The organism is Plastoroseomonas hellenica, assembly GCF_018129085.1.
GTDB classification, from domain to species: Bacteria; Pseudomonadota; Alphaproteobacteria; order Acetobacterales; family Acetobacteraceae; genus Plastoroseomonas; species Plastoroseomonas hellenica.
In genome coordinates, this window is sequence record NZ_JAAGBB010000002.1 from 127,485 (window position 1) to 144,690 (window position 17,206).

The following is a 17,206-nucleotide window of genomic DNA, read 5'->3' on the forward strand; positions in this document are numbered from 1 at the left end:
GTGCAGGGCATTCTGATATTAGGAATGATATTCTGAATATCAGAACACGCATTGCGCAACCGGGGAGAGCGCCAGGTGCACGCAGGCAGGCTCGCCGATTTCATAGCCGCGATGACCCGCGTGGCGGAGGATGTGCCGGACGGGCCGGCGCGCATGGCCGCGGCGCGGCCGCTGCTGCAGCGCCTGATCGCCGTGGATGACTGGCTGCCGGACGCCTGCGCGGCGCCGCACCCGCAATTCTATCGGCAGTACCTGCTGCACCGCGATCCGGACGCCCGCTTCTCCCTCGTCAGCTTCGTCTGGGGGCCGGGGCAGGCGACGCCGATCCATGACCACACGGTCTGGGGCCTGATCGGCATGCTGCGCGGCGCGGAGATCGGGACGCCCTATGCGCTGGACGCCGAGGGCCGGCCAGTGCCGAGCGGCCCGGCGGTGCGGCTGGAGCCCGGCGCGGTCGACGCGGTGTCGCCGGAGATCGGCGACATCCACAAGGTCGCCAATGCCTTCGCCGACCGCGTCTCCATCAGCATCCACCTCTATGGCGCCGATATCGGTGCGGTGCGCCGCCATGTCTTCGACCCGGCCGGGGGCGTGAAGGACTTCGTCTCCGGCTACTCCGACATCGCGGTGACACCGGCCTGATGCCGGTCGAGCTGACCCTGCGGGACGGGGTCGGGACCCTCGTCCTCGCGCGGCCGGAGCGTGGCAATGCGCTCGGCCCCGAGCTCGTCGCGGCGATCGGCGGCCGCTTCGATGAAGCACTGGCCGCCGGCGCACGGCTGGTCGTACTGCGCGGCGCTGGGCGGCATTTCTGCACCGGCCTCGACCTCTCGGATCTGGAGACGGTGTCGGAAGGCGACCTCGCGCTGCGGGTGATCCGGATCGAGTTGCTGCTGCAGAAGATCCACGCCTCGCCGGTGACCACCCTGGCGATTGGGCAGGGGCGGATCTTCGGCGCCGGTGCCGATCTCTTCGCCGTCTGCGACCACCGGCTGGCCCTGCCCGATGCGCGTTTCGCCTTCCCGGGCCCCGGTTTTGGGCTCGTCCTCGGCACCGGGCGGCTGGCGGGGCTGGTGGGCGATGGCCGGGCCAGGGCGCTGCTGCTGGCGGGCGAGGCCATCGGCCCGGAGGAGGCGCTGGCCCTCGGCCTCGCGACCGCGATGCCGGCCTCCGTCGAGGATGCAGTCGCCGCGGCGCAGCGGGACGCCGCGCGGCTCGACGCCGCCACGGTCGCCATGCTGCATCGCCGCACCCGGCGCGCCCACGACGCGGCGGATCTGGCTGTGCTGGTACATTCCCTCGCGCGGCCGGGGCTGAAGGCGCGGGTCCAGGCCTATCGCGCGGGCGTGCTGGCGAAACGCCCCAGGCCGGACTGACGGGCGCGCGCCGGCCGGGCTATCCGCAGGCATGCAAAGCGCATTGCAGCTCTGCCCCCTGTCAGGCCATGCGGCCGATCCCCTAAGCTCCGCAGGGCAGGGAAACGCCGGTCGGCTCGTTGGACCGGAGAGAAATGGCAGAAATCACAACATTGGCCCTCAACGGGCTCGCCTGGGGACTGATCGTCGCGCTCATCGCGCTCGGCCTTTCAGTGATCTTCGGGCTCCTCGACGTCATCAACGTCGCCCATGGCGACTTCTTCATGGTCGGCACCGTGCTCGCCTGGGTGGCGGTGGACGCGACCGGCAGCTTCGCCGTGGCGCTGGTGCTGGTGCCGATCCTCGGCCTGCTGCTGGGCGCGCTGACCGAACGCATCGCGATCCGCCCGGTGCTGTCGACCATCGTGCTGACCGTCGTCTCCACCCATGGCCTCGGCATCCTGATGCAGGAAGGCGTGCGCGCCACCTTCGGCGCCACGCCGCGGCGGCTGGTCGCACCGGTGGGCGGCACCATCACCTTGCCCGGCGATGTGCAATACGACGTCTATCGCCTGGTCGCGGCGGGTGCGGCGGCGCTGGCGCTGCTCGCCTTCTTCGCCTTCCAGCAGCGCACCCGCTTCGGCACCTGGATGCGCGCCGTCCGGCATGACCGGGAGACGGCGACGACGCTCGGTATCCCCGTGGCCCGCGTGCAATTGCTCACCTTCAGCATCGGCGCTGGCCTGGCGCTGCTCGGCGGCGTCATCGCGGCCCCGATCACCACGGTCGATTTCCGCGCGGGGATCGAGATCCTGCCGACCTGCTTCATGGCCGTCGTGGTGGGCGGCCTCGGCAACCTGCCGGGCACCGCTGCCGCCGCGGTGCTGCTCGCGGTGACCGAAGGCGTGGTCAGCGCCTTCCTGGACCCGAGTGCCGCCCGCATCGTCAGCCTCTGCCTGATGTGCGCCGTCCTCTTCCTCCGGCCGCACGGCCTCTTCGCGGGGGCCCGCGCATGAGCGCGCTTGCCGTCAATCGCGGCCTGACCGCGCTGCTGCTGGCGCTGCTGATGGTCGCGCCCTGGCTGCTCGCCTGGATGGAGAGCGAGTTCTGGCTCACGGTCCTCACGGAAATCCTGATCTGGGGCCTGTTTGCCGCCTCGGCCAATCTGCTGTTCGGGCAGGTCGGCCTGCTCTCCTTCGGCCAGGCGCTCTATTTCGGCTTCGGCATGTACGGCGTCGCGATCGGGATCGACCGCTTCGGCCTCGGGCTCTGGCCCGCCATGGGGCTCGGCGTCGCGGCGGCGATCGTCATGGCGGCCTGCGCGGGTGTCGTGGCTGTCAGGCTTACCTGGCACTACTTCGCCATCATCACCGTCGTCTTCTCGCTGATCTTCTACTTCCTCGCGCTGCGGCTGAAGCCGATCACCGGCGGCGATGACGGGCTGTCCTTCGCGGCACCGGCGATCATGGACCTGGGCGGGCTGCGCCTCTCGCTCACCGACGACGCGACGCAGTACTGGTTCGTGCTGCTGATCGTCGCACTCGCCTTCGCGGTCCAGGCCCGGCTGCGGTCGAGCGCGCTCGGCCGCGCCTTCGCCGCGGTGCGCGAGGGGGAGCGCAAGGCGGCGCTGCTCGGCATCGACGTGCTGCGGGTGCGCTGGATCGCCTTCGTCATCGCGGGCGGGCTCGCGGGGCTCGCCGGTGCGCTGTTCGCGCTTTACGGGCGCTACGCCTCGGCGACGCATATGTACTACACGGTCTCCGGCGAGGCGGTGGTCTGGACCGTGCTCGGCGGCGCCGGGACGCTGCTCGGGCCGCCGATCGGCGCCGCGCTGCTGATCCTGGTGCGAGAGGAGCTCTCCGGCATCTGGGAACATTACCCGCTGATCGTCGGCGCGCTGACGATCGCCGTCGTGGTCTTCGCGCCCAAGGGCATCGCCGGCGGCTGGAACGCCCTGCTGGCGCGGGTGACCGGGCGATGAGCGCGGTGCTGGAACTCGACGGTGTCTCGCGCGTCTTCGGGGGGCTACGCGCGGTCGATGGCGTGACCCTGACGGTGGGCTCGGGCATCACCGCGCTGATCGGGCCGAACGGTGCCGGCAAGACCACGCTGTTCAACCTCATGTCCGGCCTGCTGCCGGTCAGTGCCGGCCGCATCCGCTTCCGCGGCCAGGACATCACTGGGCTATCAGCGCATCGGCGCGCCCGGCTCGGCATGGCGCGCACGCTCCAGATCAAGCAGGTCTTCGCCGGCCTCACCGTGCTCGACAATGCCTGGATCGCGGCGCGGCAGCGCCACCGGCCGCTCGATCCCTTCCGCCGTGCCTCCCGCGACCGCGTGACCCGCGCGGCCGCGGAGGAGGCGCTGGACGCGATGGGCCTGCTGCCGCTCGCCGCGCGGGAGGCCGGGAGCCTCGCCTATGGCGATGTCGCGCTGCTCGAGATCGCGATGGCGCTGGCGACCCGCCCCGCCCTGCTGCTGCTGGACGAGCCGGTCTGCGGCATGTCCCCCGCCGAGACCGAACGCACCGTGGCCCGCATCCGCGCCGTCAGTGCGACCACCGACGTGCTGATCGTGGAGCACGATATGGATGTGGTCTTCGGCCTGGCCGACCGCGTCATCGTGCTGGCCGAAGGCCGCGTGCTGGCCGACGGCCCACCCGCCGCCATCGCCCGGAACCCTCAGGTGCGCGAAGCCTATCTCGGCGAGGAGGACGCGGCATGAGCGCCCCCCTGCTGGAAGTCCGCTCGATCGCCGCGCGCCTCGGCCGCGTCCCCGTGCTCTCGGACGTCTCGCTCAGCGTTCCGGCGCGCGCGGTGGTGGCGCTGCTCGGCCGCAACGGCGTCGGCAAGACGACGACGCTCCGCACGGTCATGGGCACCGTTGCCGCGACCGATGGCCGGATCGGCTTCGCCGGGCAGGATATCACCCGCCTCGCGGCGTATCGCCGTCCCGCGCTCGGCATCGGCTATGTGCCGCAGGGGCGCGGCATCTTCCCGCTGCTGACGGTGCGGGAGAACATGCGCCTTGGCCTGCGCGGCGCACCCGACCCGACGGTGGAAGAAGGCTTACTGAGCCGCTTCCCGCGGCTCCGGGAACGCCTGGCGCAGAAGGCCGGCACCATGTCCGGGGGCGAGCAGCAGATGCTCGCCATCGCCCGGGCACTCATGACCCAGCCGAAGCTGCTGATCCTCGACGAGCCGACCGAGGGCATCATGCCGCGCCTGGTCGCCGAGATCCGGCGCTTCATCGCGGAGATCGCGGCGAGCGGCATCGCCGTGCTGCTGGTGGAGCAGAACCTCAAGGCCGCACTCGCCATCGCCGATCATGTCGTGGTGATGGAACGCGGCCGCACCGCCTTCGCCGGCCCACCCGGCACGCTCCGCGCCGATGCCGATCTCGTGCACCGGCTGCTCGGCGTCGGCATCCCCACGTGAATCCCATGAAAGGACAGGCTCCGATGACGAACCGTCGCAGTTTCCTGCAGACCGCGCTGGCCGGCGGCGCCGCCTCGGTCTTCATCACGCGCGATCTCTATGCGCAGGCCTCCGGCCCGATCGTGATCGGGCACCAGATCGAGTTGACCGGCGGATTCTCCTCCTGGGGCTATTGGCATGACAAGGCGGCCAAGGCGGCCGCCAAGCTGATCAATGATGGCGGCGGCATCGCCGGGCGGCGACTCGACCTCGTCACCGAGGATAGCGAGAGCAACCCGGCGACGGGCGCGCGCAAGCTGCGCAGCCTGGTCCAGCGCAATCGCGCCGCCTTCATCCAGGGCTCGGTGCATTCGGGCGTGATGCTGGCTTCGATCCCGATCGCGACCGAGCTGAAGACGGTCTACTTCTCGACCGGCGAGGCGACGGAGGCGACGGGTTCGCGCGGATCGCGCTGGGCCTTCCGCACCGGCTCCGACACCTATTCCCTGGCCGGCGCCGCGGCGCCCTGGGCCTTCGCCAATCTCGGCAAGACCTGGACGATGATCTTCCCCGACTATGCCTGGGGCCACAGCCACCATCAGGAGCACAAGGCGGTCATCGAGCGGCTCGGCGGCAAGGTGCATGACCCGATCGCGGTGCCGCTCGACGCCCGCGACCTGCTGCCCTACCTGACCCGCATCCCCCAGGACACCGAGGTGCTGTTCAGCGTCTTCTTCGGCGCCCAGTCGGTCGCCTTCTACACCCAGGCCAAGTCCATGGGCCTTGAGCGCACGATGAAGATGTACAGCGTCTCCGGCACCATCGAGGCGATCGCGCCCGAGGACATGGACGGTGCGGCGGAAGGCGTCACGGTGGTCGAGAATTTCCCGCGCTCGCTGGCCGCCAAGGACGACGAATTCCATCGCGAGCACCTGCGGCTGATGGAGGTGGATGGCGTCCATGCGCGGGAGGCGAACAGCCGCCGCGTCTATGCCAAGAGCCACGCCTGGCAGGCCTGGGAGAACATGTTCCTGCTGAAGGCCGCGGTCGAGGCCTCGGGCTGGCGCACCAAGCGCGACGACCCGGCGCTGGTCGCCGCGCTGGAGGGGATGGAGATGCCGAACAGCCTGGCGCACCCGCAGGGCGCCAAGACACTCCGCAAGCAGGACCACAGCGGCATGGTCGACACCTATATCAGCCGGGTCACAGGGAATGAGCTGAAGCCAGTGCAGAAGGTCGCGAAGGAGACGCTGGCCACCGCCCTGCCGCCGCGCTTCGACTTCAGCACCCAGGCGCTGTGATCCCCATGACCCCATCCGTCACGCCGCGGCCGGTCACGGTCGCCGCGGTCCATGCGGCGCCGGTCTGGCTCGACGCCGATGCCACGGCTGACAAGGCCGTTGCCCTGATCGCGGAAGCCGCTGCCGCCGGTGCGCAGGCCGTGGTCTTCCCGGAAAGCTTCATGCCAGGCTTCCCCGCCTGGGCGTCGCTGGCGCCGCCGATCCGCACCCATGACTTCTTCCGTGCCTTTGCCGCGGCGAGCGTGCGCGTGGACGGGCCGCAGGTCGCGCGCATCCGGCAGGCGGCGCGGCGGCATCGGGTGCTGGTCTCGCTTGGTATCTCGGAATCGACCGAGGTCTCGGTCGGCTGCCTCTGGAACAGCAACCTGCTGATCGGCCCGGACGGCGCGCTGCTGAACCATCACCGCAAGCTGGTGCCGACCTATTGGGAGAAGCTGGTCTGGGCGCCGGGCGATGGCGCGGGGCTCCGCGTCAGCCAGACCGAATTCGGCCGCGTCGGCATGCTGATCTGCGGGGAGAACACCAACCCGCTCGCCCGCTATGCCCTGATGGCGCAGGGGGAGGAGCTGCATTTTGCGTCCTTCCCGGCGATCTGGCCGACCCGCCCGCCCGGCGAGACCCATGCCTACGACATCGAGGAAGCGATCCGGGTGCGCTGCGCGGCGCATGCCTTCGAAGCCAAGTGCTTCGTCGTCGTTGCCTCCAACGTGCTGGACGAGGCCGCGATGCGCCACCTCGCGACGCTCGGGCCGGAGGCCGAGCGGGTCGTCGCCGGCACCCCGCGTGCGGTGTCGCTGGTGATCGGGCCGGATGGCCGCCAGATCGGCCAGTCGCAGCGGGAGGAAGGCATCCTACTGGCGACCATCGACCTCCGCGACTGCGTGGAGCCGAAGCAGTTCCACGACGTGGTCGGCTACTACCAGCGCCCCGATGTGTTCCAGCTCCAGGTCAACCGCACGGCCCTGCAGGCGGCCGGCTTCGGGGATGCCCGGCCGCGCCAGGCGCCCCCCGATCCCGACTGGCAGGACGTCGCCTAGGAGCCTGCTTTAGAATGGCTGCGGGGCGTTCTGGCGGATCTTTTCCGCCCCTGGCACGCCGGCCTCCTCACCGATGCAACCAGCATCGGCTGCGTCGGCCAGCGCACCAGGGACGAAAAATCCTTCGCCAGCCCACCGCCGCACCATTCTAAAGCAGGCTCCGACGCTACACACTGCCGCGCATGGCGGTGCGCGGCTTCGACTGGGACAATCTACGCTTCTTCCTGGAGCTCGCGCGGCAGGGGCGCCTCGCCCCCGCCGCGCGGCGGCTGCGCGTCGACAGCGCGACGGTCAGCCGCCGCGTCTCCGAGCTGGAGCGGCAATTCGACACCAAGCTCTTCGACCGCACCGATGGCGGCTTCGCGCTGACCGATGCCGGCCGCCGGCTGCTGCCGCAGGCCGAGGGCATGCAGCAGCTCGCGGAGGAGGCCGGCGACCTCCGGCCCGAACGCCTGGCCGGCCGCGTCCGGGTCGCGACCATGGAAGGGATCGCGAGCCAGTATCTGTCCCGCCTGCTGCCCGGCCTCCGCGCCCGGCATCCGGCGTTGCTGGTCGAACTCGTGACCTCCGCCGCTCTCATCAACCTGACGAAGCGGGAGGCGGATATCAGCCTCTCCTTCGTGCCGCCGCGGGGGCCGAAGCTGTCGATCCGCCAGATCGGCGCCTTCGCGTTGTTCCTCTATGCCGCTCCCGCCTACCTGGCGGCGCGCGGCACGCCCGCGGACGCAGCCGCCCTCGCGGCCCATGACTTCGTCGATTACGTCGAGGACCTGGTGCAGATCCCGGAGGTGCACTGGCTGCTGGACGTAGTGCCGGAGCCGAACGTGGTCTTCCGCTCCTCCTCCATGTTCGCCCAGCAGACGGCGGCGGCCTGCGGGGCCGGGCTGGTGCTGCTGCCGAGCTTTGCCGGCGCCCGCGATGCGCGGCTGGTGCCCGTGCTGGCCGACCAGCTCCAGACCGAGCGCCCGATCTGGCTCTCGGTGCATGAGGAGCTGGCGGAGATGCCGCGCGTCCGCGCCGTCGCCGCGCATATCGAAGCCGCAGTCCGTGCCGACGCGACGAACCTCCTGCGCCCGCGCTGGCCGGCGGCCTGAGGGGGCGCAGTCCCGGGATGGGCTTTGCCCCTCCCGGACCCACCCCACCAGGAGCATAGATGCTCCTGGACCTGCTTCACTTGGTGCCCTGATTGCCAAGAGGGCCGCCCCCGAAGCGGGGCGGCCCTCTTGGCAATCAGGGCGCTAAAAATGACCGGGGTGCAGGGGCCCTAGGCTCCTGCCGGGTGAGGTCCGGAGAGGGCAGAGCCCTCTCCGGGACGGCGCACCCCTACAGCACGTTCGCGATCGGTGCCGGGATCCAGGCGTAGCCGTCGCCGGCCTTCACCACGTTGCCGCGGCCGGGCCAGGGGAAGTGGTAGGACACGACCTGGTGGCGGTCGGTCGCCAGCATGTCGAGCATGCGGACGCGGGTCCGTGCGGCCTGGTCGGGGTCACTGTCGAAGGCGAATTTCCAGTTCGGCCGCTGCAGCAGCAGGACGTGATGATGGGAGAGGTCGCCCGTGTTGACGATCGTGCGGCCGCCTTCGCTGATCGCATAGGCGGTGTGGCCGATGGTATGGCCGGGGATGGCAATGGCGCGGATGCCGGGCGCGATGTCCTGGCCGTCGCGGGCCATCACCATGCGGTCGCGATAGGCGTTGAGGTTCTTCTTCGCGCCGTCGATGAAGGCGGTCATGAATTCCGGGCCGCGCTTGTTGGCGTCGTCGGTCCAGAAGCGGAGATCGGCTTCGCTGAGCGCGACCTGGGCGTTCGGGAAGTTGCGGTTGCCATTGGCGTCGACCAGCGCCCAGCAATGGTCGCAATGGGCATGGGTGAGGGCGACGAGGTCGATCTGGCCGGGCTCGATGCCGGCGGCGCGCATATTGGCCAGCAGTCGGCCGGTGGTCGGGCCGAACATCTGGCTGGCGGCGCCCATGCTCTCGCCCATGCCGGTGTCGAAGAGCACGAGCTGGCGGCCGGTATTGACGATCAGCACGTTCTGTTCGAGCGGCAGGTGGTCGGTCGGCAGGAAATTGGCGGTGAGCAGGCCTTCCATCTCGGCCTGCGACACGCCGATGAAGCCTGAGCTCGCCGGGCGGATCGGCAGCGGGCCGTCGGAGACGACGGTCATCTCGTAGCCGCCGTGGCGGAAGCGGTACCAGGCGGGGGCGGCTTCGTTGCGCATCGGGGCCGCGGCGAAGGCCTCGGCGGTGATGTGCGGCACGACGAGCGCGGCGGCGCCGGCGCCGAGCAATGCACGACGGGAGAGGGTGGGCATCGGGTTTCCTCCTGGTCATTGGCCTCGCGAGCAGATCGCCGTGGGGCGGAAATCGCCTGCAGGCGCGGATCTGTTCGCCAGATATTTTGGTACGGTTGTGGAGGCTATCACTCGCGCAACTTTGCGCGCCATTGCGGTGCGCGGCGATGCAGCATTCGTGACCGGCGTGAGTGCCGTTCGGAGGTCTGCATATGATCGGGTTCAGGATCGGGCGCGTCCTGCTGTGCGGGGCGCTTGGCGGCGCCTTCATGGCGGGCGTGGTGACGGCGGGCGGCGCCCTCGCGGCGGCCTGCCTGGCGAAGAAAGTCGCGGACGCGCGCTGCGCCGCGCGGTCCGCATCGAAGCAGGACGCGGAGCTCAGCCCGGGATGATCGCCGTGGCCTCGATCTCCAGCAGCGCCGCGGGCTCCAGCAGGGCAGCGACGCTGACGATGGTGATCGCCGGATAGTGCCGTCCCATCACGCTGCGCCAGGCGGGGCCGAGCTCGCGGAGCGCGGCGCGGTAGAGATCGAGGTCGGTCACGTACCAGGTCAGGCGGGCAATGTGCTCGGGCGTGCCGCCGGCTTCCCGGACCAGGGTGACGATGTTGCGCAGTGCCTGCAGCGTCTGGGCGGTGAAGCCCTCCGCGAAGCGGCCATGCTCGTCGGCGCCGACCTGGCCGCTCATGACAGCGACGCGGCCGGCGCCGGCCAAGCCATGGGCATAGCCATGCGGCTCGGGCCAGAGCGGTGGCTGGATCGGAGTGAGTGCCATGGGCCGCATGATGGGCGCGGGACCTGTCGTCCTGCAACGGGGCGGTTAGGATAGGCGCCAGTGGCTCGGGGAGGGTGCCGGGGATGCATGTGCTGATCGCGGGCGGGGGCGTGGGCGGGCTGACACTGGCCCTGTCGCTGCGGGAGCGTGGCATCGGCTGCACCGTGCTGGAAGCGGCGGAACAGGTGCGGGAGCTCGGGGTCGGCATCAACACCCTGCCGCATGCGATCGCGGAGCTGGCGGCGCTCGGGCTGCTGCCGGCGTTGGATGCGGCGGCGGTGCGAACGCGGGAGCTGCGCTACCTCAACCGCTTCGGACAGGAGATCTGGCGGGAGGCCCGGGGCGAATATGCCGGGCATCCCGCGCCGCAATTCTCGATCCATCGCGGAAGGCTGCACGGCGTGCTGTGGCGCGCGGTGGAGGAGCGGGTCGGCCTGGTGCGCACCGGGGCGCGGGTGGAGGGTTTCACCCAGGACGACGCCGGCGTGACGGTGACGCTCGCGGATGGCCCGCAGCTCCGGGGCGATGTGCTGGTCGGGGCCGACGGCATCCATTCGCGGGTGCGGGCGATCCTGCATCCGGCGGATGGCGGCATAAGCTGGAACGGCATCCAGATGTGGCGTGGCGCGGTGGACTGGCCAGCATTCGAGGGCGGCGACTGCATGGTGGTCGCCGGCGACATGAGCGAGAAGCTGGTGCTCTACCCGATCGGCGCCGGCGCGGCGCCGGGGATGCGGCTGACCAATTGGGTGGTCTGCGTCCGCCAGGGCGACGCGACGCAGCCGCCGCCGCGGCGGGAGGACTGGTCGCGGCGCGGCAGCCTCGAGGAGCTGCTGCCGCATGCGCGGCGCTTCGCCATGCCGATGATCGATGTCGAGGCGCTGGTGCGCGCGACGCCGGAATTCTTCGAATACCCGATGTGCGACCGCGACCCGCTGCCTTTCTGGACCGTGGGGCGCGTGACGCTGCTCGGCGATGCCGCGCATCCGATGTACCCGGTGGGATCGAACGGCGCGTCCCAGGCGGTGCTGGATGCGCGCTGCCTGGCAGCGCTGCTGGCGGGGGGCGATGCAGCGGCGGCCTTGGCCGCTTACGAGGCCGAGCGGCTGCCGAAGACGGCCGAGATCGTACGCAGCAACCGCCGTGGCGGGCCGGAGCGCATCGTGGATGTGGTGAGCGAGCGTGCGCCGAACGGCTTCGCGCGGATCGAGGATGTGATCGCGCGGGAGGAGCTTGCGGCGATCGCCGGGGGCTATGCGCGGATCACGCGTTGAGGGGGAGAGAGACAGTTCCAATGGCCGGCAGTTTCGAGGTGCGCGTGGATGCGCGGGGCGTCGCTTATCTGACGCTCGACCACCGGGCGAAGCTCAACACGCTGAACGCAGCGTTGATGCGCGAGGTGATCGGCGCCATGGCGGCGCTCCGCGAACGCGAGGATTTGCGCTGCGCGGTGCTGACCGGGGCAGGGGATCGCGCCTTCATCGGCGGCGCCGACATCCGCGAGATGGCGGCGGTGGAGACGCCGGCGGAGGGCGAAGCCTTCATCCGCCTGGTGCACGGCGTCTGCGACGCGATGCGCGCGCTGCCGGTGCCGGTGATCGCGCGCATCGAGGGTTTCTGCCTGGGCGCGGGGCTGGAGGCGGCTGCCGCCTGCGACCTGCGCATCGCGAGCGAGGCCGCGCGCTTCGGTATGCCGGAGGTGCTGGTCGGCATCCCCTCGGTCGTCGAGGCGGCCTTGCTGCCCGGGCTGATCGGCTGGGGCCGCACAAGGCGCCTGCTGCTGCTCGGCGAGACGATCGACGCCGCCGAGATCGCGGAATGGGGGTTTCTGGAACGTGTGGTGCCGGCTGCAGCGCTCGATGCCGCGGTCGAGGAATGGATCGGAAAAATCCTCGCTGCCGGGTCGCGCGCGATCCGCAACCAGAAGGCGCTGATCCGCGAATGGGAGGATCTGCCGGTGAAGGACGCGGTCGCCGCCGGCATCCGCGCCTTCGCGCGGAGCTGGGAGAGCGAGGAGCCGCGCCGGATGATGGGCGGCTTCCTTGAGCATCTCGCGGCGCGGAAAGGGTAACGCTACCCGGCGGGCGGGGGGAGGAACTCCACCTCGTGCTCCGCCGCGATGCGCACCACCTCGGCCGGATCCGGCACGTTGTGGATGCGGGTGAAGAGGGTGTGCAGGCTGCGCGCCGGGGTGACCCAGAAGAGCGCGCGCACCGGGGCGTTGCTCTTGTTGAAGATGCCATGGCTCTGGCCGCGCGGCAGGCGGATCAGGTCGCCGGCGCGGGCGGAGGCGGGGCTGCCGTCCAGCAGCAGCTCGAACTCGCCCTCCAGCACGCGGATGAACTCCTCCTGCGTCGCATGGATGTGCGGCGGCACGAAGGTGCCGGGCGGGAAGAGGGTGTCGAAGGCGAAGCAGCTCTCGGTGTGCGCCACCGGGCGATAGGTCTGGCCAAGGATGTTCCAGACGGTGCCGCCTTCGCTTTCGCCGGCGCGGGTGACGCCCGCGGTGAGGGTGCTGCTCATGCGTTCTCTCCCAGGTGAAGATGGCCACGCGCCTCCGCGGAGGCAGCGAGGGCGGTGCTGTCGCCGCTCCAGACAACGCGCCCCTTGGCGATGATCGCATGCCGGTCGGCGATGCGCATCACGGCGGCCAAGTTCTTGTCGATCAACAGGATCGCCAGGCCCTCCGTCTTCAGCCGCGCCAGGACCTGCCAGATCTCGGCCCGGATCAGCGGCGCCAGGCCCTCCGTCGCCTCGTCCAGGATGAGCAGCTTCGGGTTGGTCATCAATGCGCGGCCGATCGCCAGCATCTGCTGCTCCCCGCCCGAGAGCCGGGCGCCGGGATTGCCGCGGCGCTCGGCAAGGCGAGGGAACAGAGCATAGACCCCCGCCAGGTCCCAGCGGCCGGGGCGGGCGGTCGCGACCAGATTCTCCTCGACCGTCAGGGTCGGGAAGATCTGCCGGCCTTCCGGCACCAAGCCGAGCCCGCGCTGCGCGATGCGATGCGGCGGCAGGCCGGTGAGGGGCACACCGTCGAAGGTGACGCGGCCACCGCGAGCCGGAAGCAGGCCCATGATGGCGGAGACGGTGGTCGTCTTGCCCATCCCGTTGCGGCCGAGCAGCGCCAGGACCTCGCCGGCGCCGATCCTGAGGTCGACGCCGAACAGCACCTGGCTGTCGCCATAGCCGGCGGCAAGACCCTCGACACTCAGCACGGGATCTCCTCCTCGCCGAGATAGGCGGCGCGAACGGCGGCATCGGCACGGATCGCGGCGGGCGTGCCGGTCGCCAGCACGCGTCCCTGCTCGAGCACGGTGACGCGGTCGGCCAGCGCGAAGACCGCGTCCATGTCGTGCTCGACCAGCAGGATGGCATAGCGGTCGCGCAGCGCGCGCAGGATGGCGATGAGGCGCGCGGTCTCCTCCTGGCCGGCGCCGGCCAGCGGTTCGTCCAGCAGCAGCGCGCGCGGCTCCGTCGCCAGCGCCAGTGCCAGTTCGAGCTGACGCTTTTCACCATGGCTGAGCGCGCCCGCCTGCATCGTGGCGCGTTCGGCGAGGCCGACGGCCTCCAGCGCCGCCATCCCCGCCGTGTTCAGCGTCGCATCGCGCGCCGCCGCGCGGAAGAAGCGGAAGGAGGAGCCGTGCCGGCGCTGCGCGGCCAGCGCTGCGTTCTCCAAGGCGGAAAACCCCGACAGGATGCTGGTGATCTGGAAGCTCCGCGCCAGCCCGGCCCTGACACGGGCGGGGAAAGAGAGGCGCGTGATGTCGCGCCCGCCGAAGATCACCCGGCCCGCATCGGGCGCCACCGTGCCGCTGACCTGGTGGATCAAGGTGGTCTTGCCGGCGCCGTTCGGGCCGATGATGGCGTGGATCTCACCCATGCGCAGATCGAGCGACACGCCATCGGTCACGGCAAGGCCGCCATAATGCTTGCGCAGCCCGTCGAGGATCAGCAGGGGCTCAGCCACGATGGCGCCCCGCCAGGCCATGCGGCAGGAAGATCACCGCGAGGATCAGCAGCGGGCCGAAGATTAGCCGCCAATGCTCGGTGAGCGTCGCGAGCTGCTCCTCCGCCACGACGAAGGCGGCAGCACCCAGGATGGCGCCGGGCAGGCTGCCGACACCGCCGAGGATCACCATGAACAGCAGCTCCCCGCTGCGCTGCCAGGCGATGGCGGACGGGGCGACGAACTCCGTCGCATTGGCCATCAGGAAGCCGGCGAGGCCAGCGACGGCGCCGGCGATCGCATAGGCCGCCAGGCGATAGGCATAGGGCGCGAAGCCCATCGCCTCGGCGCGTTGCGCGTTCTCCCGCGTCGCGCGCAGCACGCGGCCGAAGCGGGAGGCGAGGATCGCGCGCAGCAGCAGCCAGGCACCGGCGAGCAGCGCAAGGCAGAGATAGTGGAAGGCGAGGCGGTTCTCGAGCAGCCGGTGTCCGGCGATCTCAGTACGCGCATAGAGCGTGTAGCCGTCGTCGCCGCCATAGGCCGCGAGGGAGGAGGCGGTGAAGAAGGCCATCTGCCCGAAGGCGAGCGTGATCATGATGAAGTGCACGCCGCTGGTGCGGATGGCGATGGCGCCGGTCAGCAGCGCGAAGAGCGCGGCGGCCGCGACGGCGGCGGGCAGCACCAGCAGCGCCTCCGTCACGCCATGCGCGTCGAGGATCGCGACCGCATAGCCACCGACGCCGAGCATCGCGGCATGGCCCAGGCTGACGAGGCCGGCACCGCCCACCAGGAAGCCGAGGCTGAGTGCCGCCAGCGCCAGCACCATGGCGCGCGCCATCAAGGTGAATTCGTAGCTGCCGGAGAAGCCGAGCCAGGGTGCCGCGGCCAGCAGCGCCAGCAGCAGCGCGGGCGACCACCGCATCATCCGCCGCGGACCGGGAAGAGCCCGGCAGGGCGGAAGGCGAGCACCGCCGCCATCGCGACATAGACCAGCATGGAGGCGATCGCGGCCCCGGCCTGCCGGGCGCTGGAGGCATCGAGGATGAGCCGCATCAGGTCCGGCATCAGCGATCGGCCGAGCGTATCGATCAGCCCGACCAGCAGCGCCGCGATGAAGGCGCCGCGGATCGAGCCGATGCCGCCGATGACGATGACGACGAAGGCAAGGATCAGCACGGTGTCGCCCATGCCGGGCTCCACCGAGAAGATCGGCGCTGCCATGACCCCGGCGAAGCCCGCCAGCATCGCACCGGTCGCGAAGACCAGGGTGAAGAGGCGGCGGACATCGACACCGAGGGCGGCCACCATGCGCGGGTTGGTGGCGCCGGCGCGGATCAGCATGCCGACCTTCGTGCGCTCCACCACCAGCCAGAGCAGGCCGGCGGTCGCGAGCCCCGCCGCGATGATCGCGATGCGGAAGACCGGGTACTGCAGGCCGGGCATGATGGTGATGCCGCCATCGAGCAGCGCCGGCACCGGCAGCTCGCGCGGCGCGGTGCCCCACACCGCCTTCACGCCCTGGTTCAGCACCAGGATGACGCCGAAGGTCGCCAGCACCTGCGCCAGGTGATCGCGCGCATAGAGATGCCGGAAGACGAGCACTTCCAGCAGCAGCCCGATCGCGAGCGAGCCCAGCAGCGCCAGCGGCAGGGCCAGCCAGAAGCTGCCCATGATCGCCGCGAAATGGGCGCCGAGATAGGCGCCCAGCATGTATTGCACGCCATGCGCCAGGTTGATGAAGTCCATCACCCCGAAGACCAGCGTCAGCCCGGCCGCGACCAGGAACAGCAACACGCCGAGCTGCAGCCCGTTCAGCGCCTGGACGAGAAGAAGCGTCCCGCTCACCGCATCCGGCACTCGGCGGCATAGGGATCGGTGCTGTTCTCCAGCACCTTGCGCACCGTCTCGGTCTGGAACTTGCCGTCCGGGCGGCGTGCGACCTGGCACAGCCAGAAATCCTGCACCGGGTAGTGGTTGGCGCCGAAGCGGAAATTGCCACGCACGCTCTGGAAATCGGCAGCGCGCAGCGCGGCGCGCAGGGCGTCCTTGTCGGCGGTGCTGCCGCCGGTGCGCTTCAGCGCGCTGTCCACCAGCATCGCGCCATCATAGGCCTGGGCGGCATAGGTCGCCGGCACGTAGCTGAACTGCGCCTCGAAGTCGCGAACGAAACGCTGGTTCGCCTCGATCGGCATGTTTGGCGCCCATGAGGCTGCCGAGTAGAAGCCGAGCGCTGCTTCGCCCTGCGCCGGCAAGGTCGCCTCATCGACCGTGAAGGTCGAGAGGAAGGGGATGTTCGCGAGCCCGGCCTGCCGGTACTGGCGCACCAGGTTCACCCCGAGCCCTCCCGGCATGAAGGTGAAGATCGCATCCGGCCGTGCCGCCGCGATCTTCGCGAGCTCGGCCGAGAAATCGAGCTGGTTGAGCGGCACGAAGACCTCGTCCACCACCTCACCCCGGAAGCGGGACTTGAAGCCGGCGACGGCGTCGCGTCCGGCCTGGTAGTTCGGCGTCATGACGAAGACGCGGCGGTAATTGCTGTCCTGTGCCGCCTGGCCCATCACCGAATGAACCTGGTCGTTGTTGTAGCTTGTCGTGAAGAAGAAGGGATTGCAGCCGCGCCCGGCGAAGGTGGAAGGACCGGCATTGGTCGAGATCAGGAAGGTGTTCGCTTCCGTCACCGGCCGCATCACCGCGGCCAGGATGTTGGAGAAGACGACGCCGATCACGAAATCCACCCGATCGCGCTCGATCGCGGCGCGCACCTTGGTGACCGCGACCTCCGGCCGCAGCTCGTCATCGATCAGCACGACCTCCACGGGCCGGCCGCCGAGCCGGTTGTCCAGGTGCCGCAGCGCCTGCTGGAACCCGTCGCGGAGCTGGGTGCCGAGCGCCGCCTGAGGACCAGTCAGTACCGCGACCAGGCCGATCTTCACCGGGGTACCCTGCGCCCGCGCCAGCATGGGCGCGGCGAGCAGCCCCGCGCTTGCGCCCATCAGCCCGCGACGTCCGATCCCTGTCATCGCCCCTGTTCTCCCCGGCATGTCATCCCCTCGGCGATAGACCGCAAGCGCCGCCGTTCCGCAAG

The 17,206-nt window shown here is 70.5% G+C and carries 20 protein-coding genes; 12 read left to right on the forward strand and 8 right to left on the reverse strand.

Annotation, left to right across the window (positions count from 1 at the left end; genetic code table 11):
• Positions 1-75 precede the first annotated feature (75 nt).
• The 9 genes from GXW71_RS02230 to GXW71_RS02270 all read left to right on the forward strand — a co-directional run bounded on the left by GXW71_RS02230 (position 76) and on the right by GXW71_RS02270 (position 8,203).
• A complete protein-coding gene (locus GXW71_RS02230) occupies positions 76-642 on the forward strand; it encodes a cysteine dioxygenase family protein (protein WP_367617233.1) in 567 nt (188 codons plus the stop codon).
• A complete protein-coding gene (locus GXW71_RS02235) occupies positions 642-1,376 on the forward strand; it encodes an enoyl-CoA hydratase/isomerase family protein (protein WP_211850759.1) in 735 nt (244 codons plus the stop codon). Before GXW71_RS02230 ends, GXW71_RS02235 begins: the two co-directional genes overlap by 1 nt.
• Before the next feature lie 134 nt (positions 1,377-1,510).
• Positions 1,511-2,371, forward strand: a complete 861-nt coding sequence (locus tag GXW71_RS02240) for a branched-chain amino acid ABC transporter permease (RefSeq protein ID WP_211850760.1) — start codon at positions 1,511-1,513, stop codon at positions 2,369-2,371.
• Positions 2,368-3,336 (forward strand): branched-chain amino acid ABC transporter permease, encoded by a 969-nt coding sequence (locus GXW71_RS02245; protein ID WP_211850761.1) that lies wholly within the window; start codon positions 2,368-2,370, stop codon positions 3,334-3,336. The genes GXW71_RS02240 and GXW71_RS02245 overlap by 4 nt, the downstream gene beginning before the upstream one ends.
• Positions 3,333-4,079: an ABC transporter ATP-binding protein gene (locus tag GXW71_RS02250; protein ID WP_211850762.1), complete on the forward strand. Its 747-nt coding sequence runs from the start codon at positions 3,333-3,335 to the stop codon at positions 4,077-4,079. Before GXW71_RS02245 ends, GXW71_RS02250 begins: the two co-directional genes overlap by 4 nt.
• Positions 4,076-4,792 (forward strand): ABC transporter ATP-binding protein, encoded by a 717-nt coding sequence (locus tag GXW71_RS02255; protein WP_211850763.1) that lies wholly within the window; start codon positions 4,076-4,078, stop codon positions 4,790-4,792. The genes GXW71_RS02250 and GXW71_RS02255 overlap by 4 nt, the downstream gene beginning before the upstream one ends.
• A 23-nt stretch (positions 4,793-4,815) precedes the next feature.
• Complete coding sequence (locus GXW71_RS02260) at positions 4,816-6,072, forward strand: ABC transporter substrate-binding protein (RefSeq protein ID WP_211850764.1); 1,257 nt, start codon at positions 4,816-4,818, stop codon at positions 6,070-6,072.
• A gap of 5 nt (positions 6,073-6,077) precedes the next feature.
• Positions 6,078-7,109, forward strand: a complete 1,032-nt coding sequence (locus GXW71_RS02265; RefSeq protein WP_211850765.1) for a carbon-nitrogen hydrolase family protein — start codon at positions 6,078-6,080, stop codon at positions 7,107-7,109.
• 182 nt (positions 7,110-7,291) lie between these two features.
• Positions 7,292-8,203: a LysR family transcriptional regulator gene (locus tag GXW71_RS02270; protein WP_211850766.1), complete on the forward strand. Its 912-nt coding sequence runs from the start codon at positions 7,292-7,294 to the stop codon at positions 8,201-8,203.
• A gap of 229 nt (positions 8,204-8,432) precedes the next feature.
• Here GXW71_RS02270 and GXW71_RS02275 read toward each other — a convergent pair whose 3' ends face one another.
• Positions 8,433-9,422, reverse strand: a complete 990-nt coding sequence (locus tag GXW71_RS02275) for an MBL fold metallo-hydrolase (protein ID WP_211850767.1) — start codon at positions 9,420-9,422, stop codon at positions 8,433-8,435.
• A 191-nt stretch (positions 9,423-9,613) separates the two neighbouring features.
• Here GXW71_RS02275 and GXW71_RS02280 point away from each other — a divergent pair, with 191 nt between their 5' ends.
• Positions 9,614-9,793, forward strand: coding sequence for a hypothetical protein (locus tag GXW71_RS02280; protein WP_211850768.1), 180 nt, complete (start codon positions 9,614-9,616; stop codon positions 9,791-9,793).
• On the opposite strand, the gene GXW71_RS02285 is transcribed toward GXW71_RS02280, so the two are convergent.
• Positions 9,780-10,175, reverse strand: coding sequence for a RidA family protein (locus GXW71_RS02285; RefSeq protein WP_211850769.1), 396 nt, complete (start codon positions 10,173-10,175; stop codon positions 9,780-9,782). The genes GXW71_RS02280 and GXW71_RS02285 overlap by 14 nt on opposite strands.
• Before the next feature lie 83 nt (positions 10,176-10,258).
• Here GXW71_RS02285 and GXW71_RS02290 point away from each other — a divergent pair, with 83 nt between their 5' ends.
• Positions 10,259-11,449: a flavin-dependent oxidoreductase gene (locus GXW71_RS02290; protein WP_211850770.1), complete on the forward strand. Its 1,191-nt coding sequence runs from the start codon at positions 10,259-10,261 to the stop codon at positions 11,447-11,449.
• Positions 11,450-11,469: 20 nt separating this feature from the next.
• A complete protein-coding gene (locus GXW71_RS02295; RefSeq protein WP_211850771.1) occupies positions 11,470-12,246 on the forward strand; it encodes an enoyl-CoA hydratase in 777 nt (258 codons plus the stop codon).
• Positions 12,247-12,248: 2 nt separating this feature from the next.
• On the opposite strand, the gene GXW71_RS02300 is transcribed toward GXW71_RS02295, so the two are convergent.
• The 6 genes from GXW71_RS02300 to GXW71_RS02325 are packed head-to-tail and all read right to left on the reverse strand — an operon-like array spanning position 12,249 to position 17,141.
• Entirely contained in the window at positions 12,249-12,698 is a 450-nt protein-coding gene (locus GXW71_RS02300; protein WP_211850772.1) for a cupin domain-containing protein, read from the reverse strand.
• Positions 12,695-13,390, reverse strand: coding sequence for an ABC transporter ATP-binding protein (locus GXW71_RS02305; RefSeq protein WP_211850773.1), 696 nt, complete (start codon positions 13,388-13,390; stop codon positions 12,695-12,697). The genes GXW71_RS02300 and GXW71_RS02305 overlap by 4 nt, the downstream gene beginning before the upstream one ends.
• Positions 13,384-14,142, reverse strand: coding sequence for an ABC transporter ATP-binding protein (locus GXW71_RS02310; protein ID WP_367617234.1), 759 nt, complete (start codon positions 14,140-14,142; stop codon positions 13,384-13,386). Before GXW71_RS02310 ends, GXW71_RS02305 begins: the two co-directional genes overlap by 7 nt.
• Complete coding sequence (locus GXW71_RS02315) at positions 14,135-15,046, reverse strand: branched-chain amino acid ABC transporter permease (protein ID WP_211850775.1); 912 nt, start codon at positions 15,044-15,046, stop codon at positions 14,135-14,137. Before GXW71_RS02315 ends, GXW71_RS02310 begins: the two co-directional genes overlap by 8 nt.
• Entirely contained in the window at positions 15,043-15,966 is a 924-nt protein-coding gene (locus GXW71_RS02320; protein ID WP_211850776.1) for a branched-chain amino acid ABC transporter permease, read from the reverse strand. The genes GXW71_RS02315 and GXW71_RS02320 overlap by 4 nt, the downstream gene beginning before the upstream one ends.
• On the reverse strand, positions 15,963-17,141 hold the full coding sequence (locus GXW71_RS02325; RefSeq protein ID WP_211850777.1) for an ABC transporter substrate-binding protein: 1,179 nt from the start codon (positions 17,139-17,141) through the stop codon (positions 15,963-15,965). The genes GXW71_RS02320 and GXW71_RS02325 overlap by 4 nt, the downstream gene beginning before the upstream one ends.
• Between the last annotated feature and the right edge of the window lie 65 nt (positions 17,142-17,206).